Raw genomic sequence first — 15,546 nt, 5'->3', positions numbered from 1 at the left:
TTTATCAACCAAGCTTCGCGTTTTCGCCGATTTTGCTGCTTTAGTCCTATGAGAAATCGATTCTTTGAGGCGCCGATGAGCCCCTCGACAAAATGTTGCGCGTGAACAAGCTGTGTTAAACGCAGTCTGTTCTGCATCGAATATTTATTTGCCGGGGCGCCCGTTGGCGCGTCGCTACCGTGAGATAGCCGTCCTCCATGTTTGGTTCCAACGACGACAAAAAGACCCCAGCTGCGGCTGGCGAAAAGAAAAGCCTGTTCGGATGGCTGCGCAAAAAGCCGCAGGAACCCGTCGTCGAACAGCCACAGCCACAGCCTGAGCCAACCCCCGCGCCGGTCATCGAAGCCGAACCTGCGCCGGTGGTCTTGCCAAATGCCGAGCCGGTGTTGCAGCCGACTGCCGAGCCTATCAACAACGTCGCGGCCGAGCTGCCGCTGGCCCCGGTCGCCGAGCCTTGGCTGACCTTGCCGGTGGCGGAAGAGCCGGTGGCGTTGGTCGAAGATGAGCAGGCGCCGCATGTCACACCGCCGATTCCTGCGCCGACTGCCTTTACGCCTGCGCCCGTTCAGGTGCCTAGGGTTGAGCCGATGGTCGCACCGGTAGTGGTGGCTGAGCCTGCACCGGTTGTTCCAGAGCCGGTGATTGCTGTGCCAGTTGCTCCGGTCGTTCAAACACCAGCACCAGCACCGGCACCGGTTGTAGCTGCCCCCATCGTTCCCGTTGAAGCGCCGATCGAAAAACCGGTCGAGCCTCCGCGTGCCGAAGAAACCAAGGCCGGTTTCTTCGCCCGTCTCAAGCAAGGCTTGTCCAAAACCAGCGCCAGCATCGGCGAGGGCATGGCCAGCCTGTTCTTGGGCAAGAAGGCCATCGATGACGAGCTACTGGATGATCTCGAAACCCGACTGCTGACTGCCGACGTCGGCGTCGAAGCGACTTCGGTGATCATCCAGCGCCTGACCCAGAAGGTTGCGCGCAAGGAGCTGGCCGATTCCGATGCGCTGTACAAGTCCTTGCAGGGCGAATTGGCGGCGATGCTCAAACCTGTCGAGCAACCGCTGAAAATTGCCTCGCAGAACAAGCCATTCGTGATTCTGGTGGTCGGCGTCAACGGCGCCGGCAAGACCACCACCATCGGCAAGCTGGCGAAGAAGCTGCAACTGGAAGGCAAGAAAGTCATGCTCGCCGCCGGCGACACCTTCCGTGCCGCCGCGGTCGAGCAATTGCAGGTCTGGGGCGAGCGCAACAAGATCCCGGTCATTGCCCAGCACACCGGTGCCGATTCGGCTTCGGTGATCTTCGACGCCGTGCAGGCCGCCAAGGCCCGTAACATCGATGTGCTGATCGCCGACACCGCTGGCCGACTGCACACCAAAGACAACCTGATGGAAGAGCTGAAAAAGGTTCGCCGGGTGATCGGCAAGCTCGACGCCGATGCACCGCACGAAGTGCTGCTGGTGCTTGACGCCGGCACTGGCCAGAACGCCATCAACCAGGCCAAGCAATTCAACCAGACCGTCGAATTGACCGGCCTGGCACTGACCAAGCTCGATGGCACCGCCAAGGGTGGGGTGATTTTCGCCCTGGCCAAGCAGTTTGGCTTGCCTATCCGCTATATCGGCGTCGGTGAAGGCATCGATGATTTGCGTACTTTTGAAGCTGAACCCTTTGTCCAGGCACTCTTTGCCGAGCGGGAGCGTTCATGATTCGTTTCGAACAGGTCGGTAAACGCTATCCGAACGGACACGTCGGCTTGCATGAGCTGAGCTTTCGAGTCCGTCGGGGCGAGTTCTTGTTTGTGACCGGCCACTCCGGTGCCGGTAAAAGCACCTTGTTGCGCCTATTGCTGGCCATGGAGCGCCCGACCAGCGGCAAGCTGCTGTTGGCTGGGCAGGACCTGAGCACCATCAGTAATGCGCAGATTCCGTTCCTGCGCCGACAGATTGGCGTGGTGTTCCAGAACCACCAGTTGCTGTTCGATCGCACCGTCTTCAACAACGTCGCACTGCCATTGCAGATCCTTGGCTTGTCCAAGGCCGAAGTCGCCAAGCGCGTGGATTCGGCTCTGGAGCGCGTGGCGTTGTCGGATAAAACCGATTTGTATCCCGGCGATCTATCCACCGGCCAGCAACAGCGCGTCGGCATCGCCCGCGCCATCGTTCACCGTCCGGCCTTGCTGTTGGCGGACGAACCGACCGGTAACCTCGACCCGCGTCTGGCGGCGGAAATCATGGGTGTGTTCGAAGACATCAATCGTCTGGGCACCAGCGTATTGATCGCCAGTCACGACCTGGCCCTGATTGCCCGCATGCGTCACCGCATGCTGACCTTGCAACGCGGCCGATTGATTGGCGACGGGGAGGCTGGCGTATGAGTGCGACACGCAGTCCAAAGGTTTCCGAGCGCGTGGCCCCGAAAGCCGCCGATCCGCAACCGACCAAGAAAAAACGCGACGACGATGACGGTCCGGACTTCGCCACGCTGTTCCGCGCCTGGGTCGAAAGTCATCGCGCCAGCCTGCTGGACAGTCTGCGTCGGCTGGGTAAACAACCTATCGGCAGCTTTTTCACCTGCATGGTGATGGCGGTGGCACTGAGTTTGCCCATGGGGCTGTCACTTTTGCTAAGTAACGTCGAGCGCCTCGGCGGTTCCTGGCAGCGTGCGGCGCAGATCTCTCTGTACCTGCAACTCGAAGCCAGCCCGACAGAAGGCGAAGCGCTGCGTGAGCAGATCAAAGGCATGCCCGGTGTGGCGGATGCCGAGTACGTTGGCCGCGATCAGGCATTGGAAGAGTTTCAGCAGCAGTCCGGCCTGGGCGAGGCACTCAAGGAACTCCCGGAAAACCCACTGCCTGGTGTAGTGCTGGTTACGCCGAAGGAAGTCGACAAGCCGGCGTTGGAAGCATTAAGACAAAAACTTTCCGAATTGCCCAAGGTACAACAAGCGCAGCTTGATCTAGTCTGGGTCGAGCGTCTGGCAGCGATCCTGAAACTGGGTGAGCGTTTTGTCTTCGGTCTGACTGTGCTTCTGGTTTCTGCATTACTTTTGGTGATAGGCAATACCATTCGTCTTCATATTGAAAACCGCCGCACAGAGATAGAAGTGATTAAACTGGTCGGCGGCACTGACAGCTATGTGCGCAGGCCCTTCCTTTATATGGGTGCGCTTTATGGCTTTGGTGCGGGGATTCTTTCCTGGGGCGTATTGGCATTCGGCCTGAACTGGCTGAATGACGCGGTGGTGGGGTTGGCTGGTTTGTACGGCAGCGATTTCGCATTGGCCGGCGTGCCAGTAGCCGATGGTCTATCTCTCTTGCTTGGCGCGGTGCTGTTAGGGTATATCGGTGCATGGATTGCAGTCGCTCGCCACCTGCGGGAGCTTGCGCCAAAGTAATATCATTTTGCTCGTATTGACCTTTCAGTCTTTGTGGGAACTTGTTTAGCGGTTTCCGGTCAATTTTCGCAGTGCGTAACTGCACGAGTTTGTAAGTCGGAGGTTTTTTCGTATGACCAATTCTTTGCAGCCTGCATATGCTCTGGTCCCGGGTGCGAACCTGGAGGCCTATGTGCACACGGTGAACAGCATTCCATTGCTGACACCGGAGCAGGAGCGTGAACTGGCCGAGAGTCTCTATTATGAGCAGGATCTTGAGGCGGCTCGGCAGATGGTGCTCGCCCACCTGCGTTTTGTCGTACATATCGCCCGTAGCTATTCCGGCTACGGTCTGGCTCAGTCTGACCTGATCCAGGAAGGTAACGTCGGTCTGATGAAGGCTGTAAAACGCTTCAACCCGGAAATGGGTGTGCGCCTGGTTTCCTTTGCCGTGCACTGGATCAAGGCGGAAATCCACGAATTCATCCTGCGCAACTGGCGGATCGTGAAAGTCGCGACCACCAAGGCCCAGCGCAAGCTGTTCTTCAACCTGCGCAGCCAGAAAAAACGTCTGGCCTGGCTGAACAACGAGGAAGTCCACCGCGTGGCGGAAAGCCTTGGCGTGGAGCCGCGGGAAGTGCGCGAGATGGAAAGTCGCCTGACCGGCCATGACATGGCCTTCGATCCGGCTGCCGAAGCCGACGACGACAGCGCTTTCCAATCGCCGGCCAACTATCTGGAAGACCACCGGTACGATCCGGCCCGTCAACTGGAAGATGCCGACTGGAGCGATAACTCCAACCACAACCTGCACGAAGCGCTGGAAGTGCTGGACGACCGTAGCCGTGACATTCTCTACCAACGTTGGTTGGCAGAAGAAAAAGCCACGCTGCACGACCTGGCGCAAAAGTACAACGTGTCGGCCGAGCGTATTCGTCAGCTTGAAAAGAGCGCGATGAACAAGCTCAAGTTGTCGATCGCCGCGTAATTTGCGATACGGCCATAAAAAACGCCCCGATCATTGATCGGGGCGTTTTTGTTTAAAGATCAAAAGATCGCAGCCTTCGGCAGCTCCTACAGGGTGTACCTCATTCCATTGTAGGAGCTGCCGAAGGCTGCGATCTTTTGCTGTCAGGTATCACTGCGCCCAAGGCGCCCGACGCGAATCGTTGAGCTCCACCAGATAGCTATCGCCGCCCAGCTGGCTCATCTGCCGTCGTATCCACCCAGCGCGCCGCGCTACGTAAGAGGTCGGATGACTGGCGCTCCATACTCGAGGGTTAGGCAATACAGCCGCCAGCAAGCTCGATTGCTGACGGCTGAGACCTTTGGCACTTGTGCCGAAGTGATGTCGTGCTGCCGCTTCCGCACCAAACACCCCGTCATCCCACTCGGCGCTGTTGAGATAAACCTCAAGAATCCGCTGCTTGGGCCAGAACACTTCGATCAGTGCGGTAAACCAGGCTTCCAGACCTTTACGCAGCCAGCTGCGGCCGGACCACAGGAACAGGTTTTTCGAGACTTGCTGGCTTAAGGTGCTGGCGCCGCGAACCGAGCCACCGAGCTCGTTGTGAGCCAATGCAGCGCGGATCGCGCCGATATCAAAGCCCCAGTGCTCAGGAAATTTCTGGTCCTCGCCGGCGATCACCGCGACTTTCAGGTCGTCGGAGATTTCTTCCCAGGGCTTCCAGGTGCGTTGCAGGTCGATGGGCTCGCCGTCGATCCAGGATTCAATCTTGCGCTCGACCATCAATGCCGTGCCCGGTGGCGGCACCACGCGAAAAATCAGCACCAGCAACACGCTGCCGCCCATGAACCAGAGCGCGGCCTTGGTAAAACGACGGAAATAGATACGCAGCATAGAGATGGCTTGGCCGAACCCGTTGAGCGGGCCATTATACAGACCCTGTTGATCGAGTCTGACTGGAGTTCTTCATGCTGCGTGGCTTTCTGATGCTGGCCGCTTTTTTCGGCTTCACCGGTGTCGGCCTTGGGGCCTTTGCTGCCCACGGTCTGAAAAACCGTCTGACGCCCGAGTATCTGGCGATTTTTCATACTGGTGTCACCTACCAATTGGTGCACACCCTGGCGCTGTTGGGCGTCGCGTTGCTGGCCACGCAGATCCCCGGTCGTTTGGTCACTTGGGCCGGCGCATCCTTTGCCATCGGCATCCTGCTGTTCTCCGGCAGCCTGTACGTGCTGACGCTAACCGGTATCAGCAAGCTCGGCATCGTCACCCCATTTGGCGGCCTGGCCTTCCTCGCGGGCTGGCTGTGCCTGGGTCTCGCCGCCTGGCGTTTGCCGCTGACCGCTTGACGCTTATTGCTGACCTTTAGGTCACGATCGGGCTAGAATGCCAGCCCTTTAAAATGATGGCGGCATTGCGCATGCGCATTCAGTTGAACGGCGAATCCTTTGAACTGCCCGACGGTGAAACCGTTGCGGCCCTGCTGACCCGTCTGGACCTGACCGGACGCCGGGTAGCGGTCGAACTCAATCTGGATATCGTCCCGCGCAGCCAGCATGCAGACACCACGCTCAATGACGGCGATAACGTCGAAGTGGTGCACGCCATCGGCGGCGGCTAGCCGTCTGGCCTGCATGGGCCGAGAATTCTGCAAGACCCTCACTCCTACAGAGGATTTCCCATGAGCATCGTTCGTAGCGACAAGCCTTTCGTTCTGGCCGGTCGTACTTACCAGTCGCGTTTGCTGGTCGGTACCGGTAAATACCGTGACATGGAAGAAACCCGTCTGGCCATCGAAGCCTCGGGTGCCGAGATCGTCACGTTTGCCGTGCGCCGTACCAACCTCGGTCAGATCGAGGGCGAGCCGAACCTGCTCGAAGTGCTGTCGCCGGATCGCTACACCTTCCTGCCGAACACCGCCGGCTGCTACGACGCTGTCGAGGCCGTGCGCACTTGTCGCCTGGCCCGTGAGCTGCTCGACGGCCACAACCTGGTGAAACTGGAAGTGCTGGCGGACCAGAAAACCCTGTTCCCCAACGTGATCGAAACCCTCAAGGCCGCCGAAGTGCTGGTCAAGGAAGGCTTCGACGTGATGGTCTACACCAGCGATGACCCGATCATTGCCCGGCAACTGGCGGAAATCGGCTGCATCGCGGTCATGCCGCTGGCCGGTCTGATCGGTTCGGGCCTGGGGATCTGCAACCCGTACAACCTGCAGATCATCCTTGAAGAAGCAAAAATCCCGGTGCTGGTGGATGCCGGTGTCGGCACCGCTTCCGACGCCACCATCTCCATGGAGCTGGGCTGTGACGCGGTGCTGATGAACTCGGCCATCGCCCATGCCCAGCAGCCGATCATGATGGCCGAAGCCATGAAGCACGCCATCGTTGCCGGTCGCCTGGCTTACCTCGCCGGCCGCATGCCGAAAAAACTCTATGCCAGCGCCTCCTCGCCGCTGGATGGTCTGATCAAGTAAGAGCCATTGATGACTGAATCAAACGACACGCCTATCCAGACGGAAGAAGGCGACGAGCGCCAACACCGCCGCATCAAGAGTTTCGTGATGCGCGCCGGGCGCATGACCGAAGGCCAGCAACGTGGCCTGGAGCAGGGCGCGCCGCTGTACGTGCTGCCCCTGGCTGACGCGCCGGTGGATTATGACCAGGTGTTCGGCCGCTCGGCGCCGCGCTCGCTGGAAATCGGTTTCGGCATGGGCCATTCGCTGCTGGAAATGGCCGCCGCTGCGCCGGAGCAGGATTTCATCGGTGTCGAAGTACACCGTCCGGGTGTCGGCGCGTTGCTCAATGGCGTGTTGACCCAGGGTCTGACCAACCTGCGGGTCTACGATTGCGATGCGATCGAAGTGCTCAACCGCTGCGTTGCCGACAACAGCCTCGATCGCCTGATGCTGTTTTTCCCGGACCCATGGCACAAAAGCCGCCACCACAAGCGTCGTATCGTTCAGGCGTCGTTCGCTGAGCTGGTGCGCAGCAAGTTGAAAGTCGGCGGCATCCTGCACATGGCCACCGACTGGGAGCCGTACGCCGAATACATGCTGGAAGTGATGAATGTCGCGCCGGGTTATCGCAACCTGGCCGAAGACGGCAAGTGCGTACCTCGCCCGGCCGAACGCCCGATCACCAAGTTCGAACGCCGTGGCGAACGTCTTGGACATGGGGTGTGGGATCTGAAGTTCGAAAAACTGGCATAACCAGAGTCTGTAGGAGCCGGCTTGCTGGCGATTGGGGTGACGCGGTCTATCAAACAGTCCGCGTCGTTCGAATCGCCAGCAAGCCGGCTCCTACGGTTTTTACGATCAGCGGCGGTCGGCGACGACACCAATGAGCACCAACACCACCAACAACACCGGCGCCAGGCTGTAGTTGTTGAACTGGCTCAACCCCCGAACAACCCAAGGCGTGGCGTAGATCAGCGCGGCGCCGCTGCCGATCATGCACAGCAGGGCCATCAGCGGGACGCGCAAGGCGCCGGCGATGCTGCCCAGGCGTTGCTCGACCCAGCCTTTGAAATCCGCACCGAACAGCACCAGCAGGCAACCCACCAATGCCAGGGCGATTTCCGAGAGATTGCTGCGGCTCCAGCGAGACACGGTGGCGAGCAGGTCGAGTACCAAATCCATTCGATTTCCTTATGTCAGAAATTTCTGCAGCAAGTCATTGAGGAAGAGTTGTCCGCGCTCGGTGGCTGCCAGACGTGACGGTTCGACCTGCAACAGGCCGCTTTGTTCTGCTTCACGGCGGGCTTCGTCCAGGCTTTCCAGGGGAAGGCCGGTGCGTTCCGGATACAGTCGCGCCTCGACACCGGCGGTCAGGCGTAGCGCGTTCATCAGGAACTCAAAAGGCATTTCTTCATTGGTCAGCGCTTTCTCGCCGGCCTGAAAGCGTTTTGCCGGGTTCAGGTAATCCTTCGGCAGGCGGGTCTTCCAGGTGCGGATGATGCGCCCGTCCGGATGACTGAGCTTGCCGTGGGCGCCGGCACCGATACCGATGAAGTCGCCAAAGCTCCAATAATTGAGGTTATGCCGCGCCGGACGGCCGGGTTGGGCATAGGCCGAGACTTCGTATTGCACGTAGCCGTGTTCGGCCAGCAGCGCCTGGCCAGCCTCCTGAATGTCCCACAGCGTGTCGTCTTCCGGCAGCGTCGGCGGCTGGTTCCAGAACACGGTGTTCGGCTCCAGGGTCAACTGATACCAGGACAAATGGGTCGGTTTCAGGGCGATGGCTGTGCGCAGATCGCTCAGGGCGTCATCCAGGGACTGATCGGGCAAGCCGTGCATCAGGTCCAGGTTGAAGTTATCAAACCCGGCCTGGAGGGCCATGCCGGCTGCTCGCACGGCTTCGTCGCCGTTATGAATCCGTCCCAGTGCCTTGAGCTTTTCCTGCTGAAAGCTCTGGATGCCGATCGACAGGCGATTGATGCCCAGTGCCCGATAGGCCACGAATTTCTCTTGTTCGAACGTCCCCGGATTGGCTTCCAGAGTGATTTCGATGTCGTGGGCAAACGGGATGCGTTGTTCGACGCCTTTAAGCAAGCGGCCCAATGCTTGGGCGCTGAACAGGCTTGGCGTGCCTCCACCGAAGAAGATCGAGCTCAGCTCGCGGCCATAGACGGCGTGCAGATCCTCATCGAGGTCAGCCAGCAGCGCGTCGACATACTCTTCTTCCGGAAGCACGGGGCTGGCGGTGTGGGAGTTGAAGTCGCAATAAGGGCATTTGCGTACGCACCACGGGATGTGGATGTACAGCGCCAGGGGCGGCAGCACAGGCAGGGCCGCCCGAGGCGATTGGGCGTCGCCGCCGAAGATCAGTGGCGACGCGGATGATTCACGGGTCATTTCAAGCCCAGACGCTGGCGCAGCAGATCCATTGCACGGGCGCGGTGACTGATCTGGTTCTTGTCGCCCGGGCTCAACTCGGCACTGGAACAGTCGCGTTCCGGTACCCAGAACAGCGGGTCATAGCCAAAACCGTGTTCGCCGCTGGCCTGGGTCAGGATGCGGCCGTGCCACAGACCTTCGCATAGAATCGGCAGCGGATCATCTGCATGGCGCACCAGCGCCAGCACGCAGACGAACTGCGCGCCGCGCTCGGCTTCGGGAACGTCCTTCAAGGCGTCGAGCAGTTTGGCGTTGTTCGCCGCATCACCCTTGCCGTCGGCGTAGCGCGCTGAGTAGATACCCGGCGCGCCGCCGAGGAAGTCCACCGCCAGTCCCGAATCGTCGGCCAGTGCCGGCAGGCCGGAAATGCGCGCGGCATTGCGGGCCTTGAGGATGGCGTTCTCGACGAACGACAGACCGGTTTCTTCGGGCTCCACGCTGCTGAACTCGCCGATCGAGCGCAGTTGCACCGACTCGCCGAGCATGGCCTGGAGTTCCTTGAGTTTGCCGGCGTTATGGCTGGCGAGTACGAGTTGCGTCAAATTGATCATTCGCCGGGAAAGAGCTCTTGGTTGAAGTTGATAGTGTTGATTTTGTCACCGGTCTGCACCTTGATCTCGAAGGTGCGGGTTTCCTGCTGAGGTACCGGGTATTGGGCGATGTAGTAGATCGCACCTTGCTCGGTGATCTGTTTGAAGGTCAGGTTCACGCTTTGGCTGGTCAGGTCTTTGACCGTGCCGCTGACCTGAGCCATCTGCGGTTTGCCATCTTTGAGCACCGAGATATTGATCACGCCCTGGTTCTTGCTGCGGGTGAGCTCCGCGGCCTTGGCGATGTCCGGTGTCAGGAACGTGGAGTTGAACGTGTTGTAGTGCACCGTCGTGTCACCAAAGACTTCCTTGCGTTCACCTTTGATTGCATCTGCGGCCAAGGCCGAGACGCTCAGGCAGGCGGTGAGTAGAACTAGCGCTAGACGACCCATGATCATTCTCCTCGAAATTAGGTGTTCAGACCGCGACCTTGTGGTCTGCAAGCCCCGGGCTGCTGACACGGTAAATGCCGATCTCACCTAACAGATTAGGCCATAGCTTACTGGCCCACCCGTGCCGATGCTGTTGATCCACGGCCAGCCGATCAATGACCTTCGCTTCACGTTCGCGGCACAAGGCTTCAAAGTCGGCGAAGGTGCAGAAGTGGATGTTCGGCGTGTTGTACCAGGTGTACGGCAGAAACTCGGAAACCGGCATCCGGCCCTTGCTCGCCAGGTACCAGCGGCAGCGCCAGTGACCGAAATTAGGGAAGGTGATGATGCACTGACGGCCGACCCGCAGCATTTCGTCGAGGATCTTGTCCGGATAGTGCACCGCTTGCAGCGCCTGGGTCATGACCACGATATCGAAGCTGTTGCTGGCGAAGTTGCCCAGGCCCTTGTCCAGGTCCTGCTCGATGACGTTGATGCCCTTGGCCACGCACTGGGCGATGTTGTCCGCATCGTTTTCCAGGCCATAACCGGTGACCTGCTTGTTATCGCGCAGCCAAGTCAGCAATTCGCCGTCGCCGCAACCGAGGTCGAGCACGCGGCTGCCAGCGGGGATCCATTCCTGGATGATTTCCAGATCAGCTCTCATGGCTATCTCACAACGTAATGCGGTTCATGTAATTGCCGAACGCCTGCAAGTAGCGCGGGATCGGAATCAGGAAGGCGTCGTGGCCTTGCGGCGCATCGATTTCCAGGTAGCAGACGTCCTTGCGCGCCGCCATCAGCGCGTCCACCAGTTCCCGTGAACGGGCCGGGGAGAAGCGCCAGTCGGTGGTGAACGACATCACGCAGAACTTGGCGGTGGCGTTGGCGAAGGTTTTTGCCAGGTCATCGTCGAAAGCGGCCGCTGGGTCGAAATAGTCCAGGGCCTTGGTCATCAGCAGGTAGGTATTGGCGTCGAAACGCCCGGAGAACTCTTCACCCTGATAACGCAGGTAGCTTTCGACCTGGAATTCGACACTGTGGAAGTCGTAATTGAGCTTCTCGCTTTTCAGGCCTCGGCCGAATTTCTCACCCATGGAATCGTCGGACAGGTAAGTGATATGCCCGACCATCCGCGCCAGCATCAGGCCGCGCTTGGGGATCACGCCCTGTTCCTGGAACGAGCCGCCGTGAAACTCCGGATCGGTGAGGATCGCCTGGCGTGCCACTTCGTTGAAGGCGATGTTCTGTGCCGAAAGCTTGGGCGCCGAGGCAATGGCCAGGCAGTGGCGGATGCGGTCAGGGTACGTGATGCTCCATTGCATCGCCTGCATGCCACCAAGGCTGCCGCCAATCACAGCGGCAAATTGCGCGATGCCGAGTTGATCGGCCAGACGCGCCTGGCTGTGCACCCAGTCTTCCACGGTCAGCACCGGGAAATCGGCACCGAACGGCTTGCTGGTTTCCGGATTGATGCTGCTTGGGCCGGTGGAGCCGTTGCAGCCGCCGAGGTTGTTCAGGCTGACCACGAAAAATTTATTGGTATCGATCGGCTTGCCGGGGCCAATGCAGCTGTCCCACCAACCGGGCTTGCGGTCATCGGGGCTGTGGTAGCCGGCCGCGTGGTGATGGCCGGACAGGGCATGGCAAATCAGCACGGCATTACTCGCCGTGGCGTTCAGCGTGCCGTAGGTTTCGTAAATCAGGTCATAGGCCGGGAGCGAGCGACCGCAGGCCAAGGCCAGGGGTTCGCTGAAGTGCGCCACTTGCGGCGTCACCAGACCAACAGAATCGGGGGGAAAGGCAGCTGGCATCGACCCTGCTCTCGTTGAAATGAGGCGTAAGTCTAAAGACCGCTGGGGTTAGCGGCAAGCAAAGGCCGGGCCTGATTTTATCCCGCTCGATCGAGGCGCACCCATCGCGGGCAAGCCTCGCTCCTACGGGGATCACATAACCCTGTAGGAGCGAGGCTTGCCCGCGAAGAACGATGACGCGGTGTAGCGGATCAGATCAGCCCGAACAGCTCACGCGGCATCAGTGCGTAGTAAGCCAGGCGCGGAATCAGCCAGCTTTGCAGCAGCTGAAGCGCAATAAAGGCGAAGATCGGCGAGATGTCGAGGCCGCCCAGGTTCGGAATGATCCGGCGGAACGGCGCCAGGACCGGCTCGGTGATCTGCTGGACCAGTTCGGCGCCCGGGTTATGACTGCCCGGTGCGACCCAAGACAGGATCACGCTGATGATCATCGCCCAGAACAGGATCTTCAAAAACAGTGCAAAGATGCCGATCAGTGCCCATGGCGCCAGGAACAGCACGTTAACCTCATAGCCGCTGAGCAACAGGATCACCGCAAACAGCGCCATCTGCACCAGCAGCGCCAGGACCAGCGACGACATGTCCAGGCCGAACATGCTCGGGATGACCCGGCGCAGTGGCTTGAGCAGCGGCTGAGTGGCCTTTACGGCGAACTGGCACAGCGGGTTGTAGAAGTTCGCCCGCACCAGTTGCAGGATGAAGCGCAACAGCACGATCAGCAGATACAGGCTGCCCAGGGTTTGAATCACAAAAATGGCAGCGTCATTGAGTCCGAGCATTATTGATTCCTTTTTAAGTGCTGATTAGCGGCCAAGTTGCTCAGCCATTTCGGCCGAGCGGTGTGCGGCGGCGCCCAGTGCTTTTTCGACCAGAGCTTCGAAGCCATCGGCCTGGAACGACTTGATGGCCGCTTCCGTGGTGCCCGCCGGCGAGGTGACACGACGACGCAGTTCAGCGGCATCGACGTCGCTGGCCACGGCCATGTGCGCGGCACCCAGTGCGGTCTGTACGGTCAGTTGCGCGGCAACGTCCGCTGGCAGGCCGAGCTTCACGCCGGCGGCGGTCATGGCTTCGATCAGCAGGAAGAAGTAGGCAGGGCCGGAGCCGGAGACGGCGGTGACCGCGTCCAGTTGTTGCTCTTTGTCCAGCCACAACGCAATACCGACTGCCGACAGTAGTTCCTGGGCTTGCTGACGCTGTTCGGCGCTGACCTGGGCGGTGGCGAACAAACCGCTCACGCCCTGGCGCAGCAGCGCCGGGGTGTTGGGCATGCAACGCACGATCGGTTGATTGCCGAGCCAATTGTTCATGCTGGCGCAGGTAATACCGGCAGCAATCGACACCACCAGTTGGCCGGGCTTGAGGCTCGGGCGGATGGCTTCGCAGACGGTTTTCATCGCCTGGGGCTTGACCGCCAACACCACGACATCGGCGCCTTCAATGGCCTGGGCATTGTCGGCAAACACTTCGATTCCGTGTTCGGCGCTCACACGGGCGCGGGTTTCTTCACCCGGATCGCTGGCGCGAATCTGCGCGGCGTCCAGTCCCTTGGCCCGCAAGCCGCCGATCAAACTGGCGGCCATGTTGCCGGCACCGATAAAGGCAATACGCGTCTTGCTCATGTCAGGTCCTTATAAAGAAAGTGTTCAAGGCTGGCTGTAGTCGCGGGCACCAAACAGCGCGGTACCGATCCGCACCCAAGTGGCGCCTTGAGCGATGGCCGACTCAAGGTCGTGGCTCATGCCCATGGAAAGTGTGTCGAGTGGCAGGTTCAGACTGCTTTGCAGGCTTTGTACGGCAGCGAAAGCCGCATCCTGAGCCGCGCGATCGTCGGTTGGCTCGGGAATGGCCATCAAGCCGCGCAATTTCAGGCGTGGCAGGGTGCTGATGGCATTGGCCAGTGCCGGCAGATCGGCCGGGGTGCAGCCGGACTTGCTGGCTTCACCGCTGACGTTGACCTGGATACAGATGTTCAGTGGCGGTAGATCGGCAGGGCGTTGTTCGGACAGGCGTTGTGCGATTTTCAGACGATCCACGGAATGCACCCAGTCGAAATGCTCGGCGATAGCGCGAGTCTTGTTCGATTGAATGGGGCCGATGAAGTGCCAGATCAAGGGCAGGTCGGCCAATTCGAGCTGCTTGCCCAAGGCCTCTTGCAGATAGTTTTCGCCAAAGTCGCGCAGGCCGGCGGCATAGGCTTCGCGCAGGTCCTGCGAGGGTTTGGTCTTGCTCACGGCCAGCAGCTGGACGCTGTGTTCGTCACGGTTGGCGGCGAGGGCAGCGGCCCGGATGCGCGAACTAACCAGTTCAATGTTGTCTGCTATGGTGGACATTCAAGAGGCGCCAGCGGGTCTGAGGTTGGCCGCATTCTACTGGAATTGAGGAGTGCTATGGATATCACTGAGCTACTGGCGTTCAGCGCCAAACAGGGAGCTTCCGACCTGCACTTGTCCGCGGGCCTGCCGCCGATGATCCGTGTCGACGGCGATGTGCGGCGCATCAACCTGCCGCCCCTGGATCACGAGGAGGTGCAGGCGCTGATCTACGACATCATGAACGATACCCAGCGGGTGGACTTCGAAAAGCATCTGGAAACCGACTTCTCTTTCGATGTGCCTGGCGTTGCGCGGTTTCGGGTCAACGCATTCAACCAGAATCGTGGTGCTGGCGCGGTGTTTCGCACCATCCCGTCCAGGGTGCTGAGCATGGATGAACTGGGCATGGGCGAGGTGTTCCGCAAGATGACCGACGCCCCCCGTGGGCTGGTGCTGGTGACCGGGCCGACCGGTTCCGGCAAATCCACCACGCTGGCGGCGATGATCGACTACCTGAACAACCATCGCCATCACCATATCCTCACCATCGAAGACCCCATCGAGTTCGTCCACGAGTCGCGTAAATGCCTGATCAACCAGCGTGAAGTCCATCGCGATACCCGCAGCTTCGCTACAGCTTTGCGTTCAGCCCTGCGCGAGGACCCGGACGTGATTCTGGTGGGGGAAATGCGTGACCTGGAGACTATTCGCCTGGCGCTAACCGCTGCAGAAACGGGTCACCTGGTGTTTGGCACGTTGCACACGACATCGGCGGCGAAAACCATCGACCGCATCGTCGATGTGTTTCCCGGGGACGAAAAATCCATGGTGCGCTCGATGCTCTCCGAATCGCTACTGGCGGTGGTGTCCCAGACGCTGGTCAAGAAAATCGGCGGCGGGCGCATTGCCGCCCACGAGATCATGCTCGGCACATCGGCCATCCGTAACCTGATCCGTGAGGACAAGGTGGCGCAGATGTATTCATCGATTCAGGCGGGCGGATCGCTGGGTATGCAGACGCTGGATATGGGCTTGAAGAATTTGGTGACCCGGGGATTGGTCAGTCGCGATCAGGCGCGGGAGAAGGCGCGGTCGCCGGATAACTTTTGAAGAATTCAGAAGCGCCATCGCGGGCAAGCCCTGCTCCTACAGGGATCGTGTAAATCCTGTAGGAGCAAGGCTTGCCCGCGATGAGGTCATCATGTGCGAAGAAGGTGACGGGC

The 15,546-nt window shown here is 60.0% G+C and carries 19 protein-coding genes; 9 read left to right on the top strand and 10 right to left on the bottom strand.

Features of this window, described 5'->3' with window-relative positions:
• The first annotated feature begins 197 nt into the window (after positions 1-197).
• The 4 genes from ftsY to rpoH all read left to right on the top strand — a co-directional run bounded on the left by ftsY (position 198) and on the right by rpoH (position 4,357).
• Positions 198-1,703, top strand: a complete 1,506-nt coding sequence (ftsY, locus tag ABTV22_RS28385; RefSeq protein WP_433737646.1) for a signal recognition particle-docking protein FtsY — start codon at positions 198-200, stop codon at positions 1,701-1,703.
• Positions 1,700-2,371 carry a cell division ATP-binding protein FtsE gene (gene ftsE, locus ABTV22_RS28380; RefSeq protein WP_077046069.1) on the top strand — a complete coding sequence of 224 codons (672 nt, stop codon included), beginning with the start codon at positions 1,700-1,702 and terminating at the stop codon, positions 2,369-2,371. The genes ftsY and ftsE overlap by 4 nt, the downstream gene beginning before the upstream one ends.
• The gene (ftsX, locus tag ABTV22_RS28375) at positions 2,368-3,390 is read left to right on the top strand and encodes a permease-like cell division protein FtsX (protein ID WP_433737645.1); all 1,023 of its coding nucleotides are present in this window, start codon (positions 2,368-2,370) and stop codon (positions 3,388-3,390) included. Before ftsE ends, ftsX begins: the two co-directional genes overlap by 4 nt.
• A 112-nt stretch (positions 3,391-3,502) precedes the next feature.
• Positions 3,503-4,357, top strand: a complete 855-nt coding sequence (rpoH, locus tag ABTV22_RS28370; protein WP_077046067.1) for an RNA polymerase sigma factor RpoH — start codon at positions 3,503-3,505, stop codon at positions 4,355-4,357.
• Positions 4,358-4,507: 150 nt separating this feature from the next.
• Here rpoH and mtgA read toward each other — a convergent pair whose 3' ends face one another.
• The gene (gene mtgA / locus ABTV22_RS28365) at positions 4,508-5,230 is read right to left on the bottom strand and encodes a monofunctional biosynthetic peptidoglycan transglycosylase (protein ID WP_433737644.1); all 723 of its coding nucleotides are present in this window, start codon (positions 5,228-5,230) and stop codon (positions 4,508-4,510) included.
• Between the two features lie 74 nt (positions 5,231-5,304).
• Between mtgA and ABTV22_RS28360 the strand changes: the two genes are divergently transcribed.
• The 4 genes from ABTV22_RS28360 to trmB all read left to right on the top strand — a co-directional run bounded on the left by ABTV22_RS28360 (position 5,305) and on the right by trmB (position 7,547).
• The gene (locus ABTV22_RS28360) at positions 5,305-5,685 is read left to right on the top strand and encodes a DUF423 domain-containing protein (RefSeq protein ID WP_433737643.1); all 381 of its coding nucleotides are present in this window, start codon (positions 5,305-5,307) and stop codon (positions 5,683-5,685) included.
• 71 nt (positions 5,686-5,756) lie between these two features.
• The gene (thiS, locus tag ABTV22_RS28355; RefSeq protein ID WP_007953386.1) at positions 5,757-5,957 is read left to right on the top strand and encodes a sulfur carrier protein ThiS; all 201 of its coding nucleotides are present in this window, start codon (positions 5,757-5,759) and stop codon (positions 5,955-5,957) included.
• 60 nt (positions 5,958-6,017) lie between these two features.
• Positions 6,018-6,812 (top strand): thiazole synthase, encoded by a 795-nt coding sequence (locus ABTV22_RS28350; RefSeq protein WP_007953385.1) that lies wholly within the window; start codon positions 6,018-6,020, stop codon positions 6,810-6,812.
• Between the two features lie 9 nt (positions 6,813-6,821).
• Positions 6,822-7,547, top strand: a complete 726-nt coding sequence (gene trmB, locus ABTV22_RS28345) for a tRNA (guanosine(46)-N7)-methyltransferase TrmB (RefSeq protein ID WP_433737641.1) — start codon at positions 6,822-6,824, stop codon at positions 7,545-7,547.
• 105 nt (positions 7,548-7,652) lie between these two features.
• On the opposite strand, the gene ABTV22_RS28340 is transcribed toward trmB, so the two are convergent.
• The 9 genes from ABTV22_RS28340 to ABTV22_RS28300 form a co-directional block, all read right to left on the bottom strand.
• Complete coding sequence (locus tag ABTV22_RS28340; protein WP_007975393.1) at positions 7,653-7,976, bottom strand: DUF3392 domain-containing protein; 324 nt, start codon at positions 7,974-7,976, stop codon at positions 7,653-7,655.
• Positions 7,977-7,985: 9 nt separating this feature from the next.
• Complete coding sequence (hemW, locus tag ABTV22_RS28335) at positions 7,986-9,191, bottom strand: radical SAM family heme chaperone HemW (RefSeq protein ID WP_433737640.1); 1,206 nt, start codon at positions 9,189-9,191, stop codon at positions 7,986-7,988.
• The gene (gene rdgB / locus ABTV22_RS28330) at positions 9,188-9,784 is read right to left on the bottom strand and encodes an RdgB/HAM1 family non-canonical purine NTP pyrophosphatase (protein WP_433737639.1); all 597 of its coding nucleotides are present in this window, start codon (positions 9,782-9,784) and stop codon (positions 9,188-9,190) included. Before rdgB ends, hemW begins: the two co-directional genes overlap by 4 nt.
• Positions 9,781-10,215, bottom strand: coding sequence for a DUF4426 domain-containing protein (locus tag ABTV22_RS28325; RefSeq protein WP_433737638.1), 435 nt, complete (start codon positions 10,213-10,215; stop codon positions 9,781-9,783). Before ABTV22_RS28325 ends, rdgB begins: the two co-directional genes overlap by 4 nt.
• 25 nt (positions 10,216-10,240) lie before the next feature.
• Positions 10,241-10,861 carry a methionine biosynthesis protein MetW gene (gene metW, locus ABTV22_RS28320; protein WP_121104152.1) on the bottom strand — a complete coding sequence of 207 codons (621 nt, stop codon included), beginning with the start codon at positions 10,859-10,861 and terminating at the stop codon, positions 10,241-10,243.
• Between the two features lie 7 nt (positions 10,862-10,868).
• Complete coding sequence (gene metX, locus ABTV22_RS28315; RefSeq protein WP_433737637.1) at positions 10,869-12,008, bottom strand: homoserine O-succinyltransferase MetX; 1,140 nt, start codon at positions 12,006-12,008, stop codon at positions 10,869-10,871.
• A 191-nt stretch (positions 12,009-12,199) separates the two neighbouring features.
• A complete protein-coding gene (locus ABTV22_RS28310; RefSeq protein ID WP_433737636.1) occupies positions 12,200-12,787 on the bottom strand; it encodes a YggT family protein in 588 nt (195 codons plus the stop codon).
• Between the two features lie 24 nt (positions 12,788-12,811).
• A complete protein-coding gene (gene proC / locus ABTV22_RS28305) occupies positions 12,812-13,630 on the bottom strand; it encodes a pyrroline-5-carboxylate reductase (protein ID WP_433737635.1) in 819 nt (272 codons plus the stop codon).
• A gap of 24 nt (positions 13,631-13,654) precedes the next feature.
• On the bottom strand, positions 13,655-14,341 hold the full coding sequence (locus ABTV22_RS28300; RefSeq protein WP_433737634.1) for a YggS family pyridoxal phosphate-dependent enzyme: 687 nt from the start codon (positions 14,339-14,341) through the stop codon (positions 13,655-13,657).
• Positions 14,342-14,398: 57 nt separating this feature from the next.
• On the opposite strand from ABTV22_RS28300, the gene ABTV22_RS28295 reads away from it, so the two are divergent.
• The gene (locus tag ABTV22_RS28295) at positions 14,399-15,433 is read left to right on the top strand and encodes a type IV pilus twitching motility protein PilT (protein WP_433737632.1); all 1,035 of its coding nucleotides are present in this window, start codon (positions 14,399-14,401) and stop codon (positions 15,431-15,433) included.
• Positions 15,434-15,546: the final 113 nt, after the last annotated feature.

Source organism: Pseudomonas putida, assembly GCF_050990305.1.
GTDB classification, from domain to species: Bacteria; Pseudomonadota; Gammaproteobacteria; order Pseudomonadales; family Pseudomonadaceae; genus Aquipseudomonas; species Aquipseudomonas putida_AH.
The sequence above is the reverse complement of the archived record's forward strand: the minus strand, read 5'-3'. Positions and strand labels throughout refer to the sequence as shown.

What these genes read in the sequence shown, in the direction of transcription:
- trmB (WP_433737641.1), top strand. Translation starts at nt 6,822, where the DNA reads ATGACTGAATCAAACGACACGCCTATCCAGACGGAAGAAGGCGACGAG.
- ftsY (WP_433737646.1), top strand. Translation starts at nt 198, where the DNA reads ATGTTTGGTTCCAACGACGACAAAAAGACCCCAGCTGCGGCTGGCGAA.
- ABTV22_RS28350 (WP_007953385.1), top strand. Translation starts at nt 6,018, where the DNA reads ATGAGCATCGTTCGTAGCGACAAGCCTTTCGTTCTGGCCGGTCGTACT.
- ABTV22_RS28360 (WP_433737643.1), top strand. Translation starts at nt 5,305, where the DNA reads ATGCTGCGTGGCTTTCTGATGCTGGCCGCTTTTTTCGGCTTCACCGGT.
- mtgA (WP_433737644.1), bottom strand. Translation starts at nt 5,230, where the DNA reads ATGCTGCGTATCTATTTCCGTCGTTTTACCAAGGCCGCGCTCTGGTTC.
- ABTV22_RS28340 (WP_007975393.1), bottom strand. Translation starts at nt 7,976, where the DNA reads ATGGATTTGGTACTCGACCTGCTCGCCACCGTGTCTCGCTGGAGCCGC.
- hemW (WP_433737640.1), bottom strand. Translation starts at nt 9,191, where the DNA reads ATGACCCGTGAATCATCCGCGTCGCCACTGATCTTCGGCGGCGACGCC.
- proC (WP_433737635.1), bottom strand. Translation starts at nt 13,630, where the DNA reads ATGAGCAAGACGCGTATTGCCTTTATCGGTGCCGGCAACATGGCCGCC.
- ftsX (WP_433737645.1), top strand. Translation starts at nt 2,368, where the DNA reads ATGAGTGCGACACGCAGTCCAAAGGTTTCCGAGCGCGTGGCCCCGAAA.
- ABTV22_RS28325 (WP_433737638.1), bottom strand. Translation starts at nt 10,215, where the DNA reads ATGGGTCGTCTAGCGCTAGTTCTACTCACCGCCTGCCTGAGCGTCTCG.
- ABTV22_RS28295 (WP_433737632.1), top strand. Translation starts at nt 14,399, where the DNA reads ATGGATATCACTGAGCTACTGGCGTTCAGCGCCAAACAGGGAGCTTCC.
- ftsE (WP_077046069.1), top strand. Translation starts at nt 1,700, where the DNA reads ATGATTCGTTTCGAACAGGTCGGTAAACGCTATCCGAACGGACACGTC.
- rpoH (WP_077046067.1), top strand. Translation starts at nt 3,503, where the DNA reads ATGACCAATTCTTTGCAGCCTGCATATGCTCTGGTCCCGGGTGCGAAC.
- metW (WP_121104152.1), bottom strand. Translation starts at nt 10,861, where the DNA reads ATGAGAGCTGATCTGGAAATCATCCAGGAATGGATCCCCGCTGGCAGC.
- rdgB (WP_433737639.1), bottom strand. Translation starts at nt 9,784, where the DNA reads ATGATCAATTTGACGCAACTCGTACTCGCCAGCCATAACGCCGGCAAA.
- thiS (WP_007953386.1), top strand. Translation starts at nt 5,757, where the DNA reads ATGCGCATTCAGTTGAACGGCGAATCCTTTGAACTGCCCGACGGTGAA.
- metX (WP_433737637.1), bottom strand. Translation starts at nt 12,008, where the DNA reads ATGCCAGCTGCCTTTCCCCCCGATTCTGTTGGTCTGGTGACGCCGCAA.
- ABTV22_RS28310 (WP_433737636.1), bottom strand. Translation starts at nt 12,787, where the DNA reads ATGCTCGGACTCAATGACGCTGCCATTTTTGTGATTCAAACCCTGGGC.
- ABTV22_RS28300 (WP_433737634.1), bottom strand. Translation starts at nt 14,341, where the DNA reads ATGTCCACCATAGCAGACAACATTGAACTGGTTAGTTCGCGCATCCGG.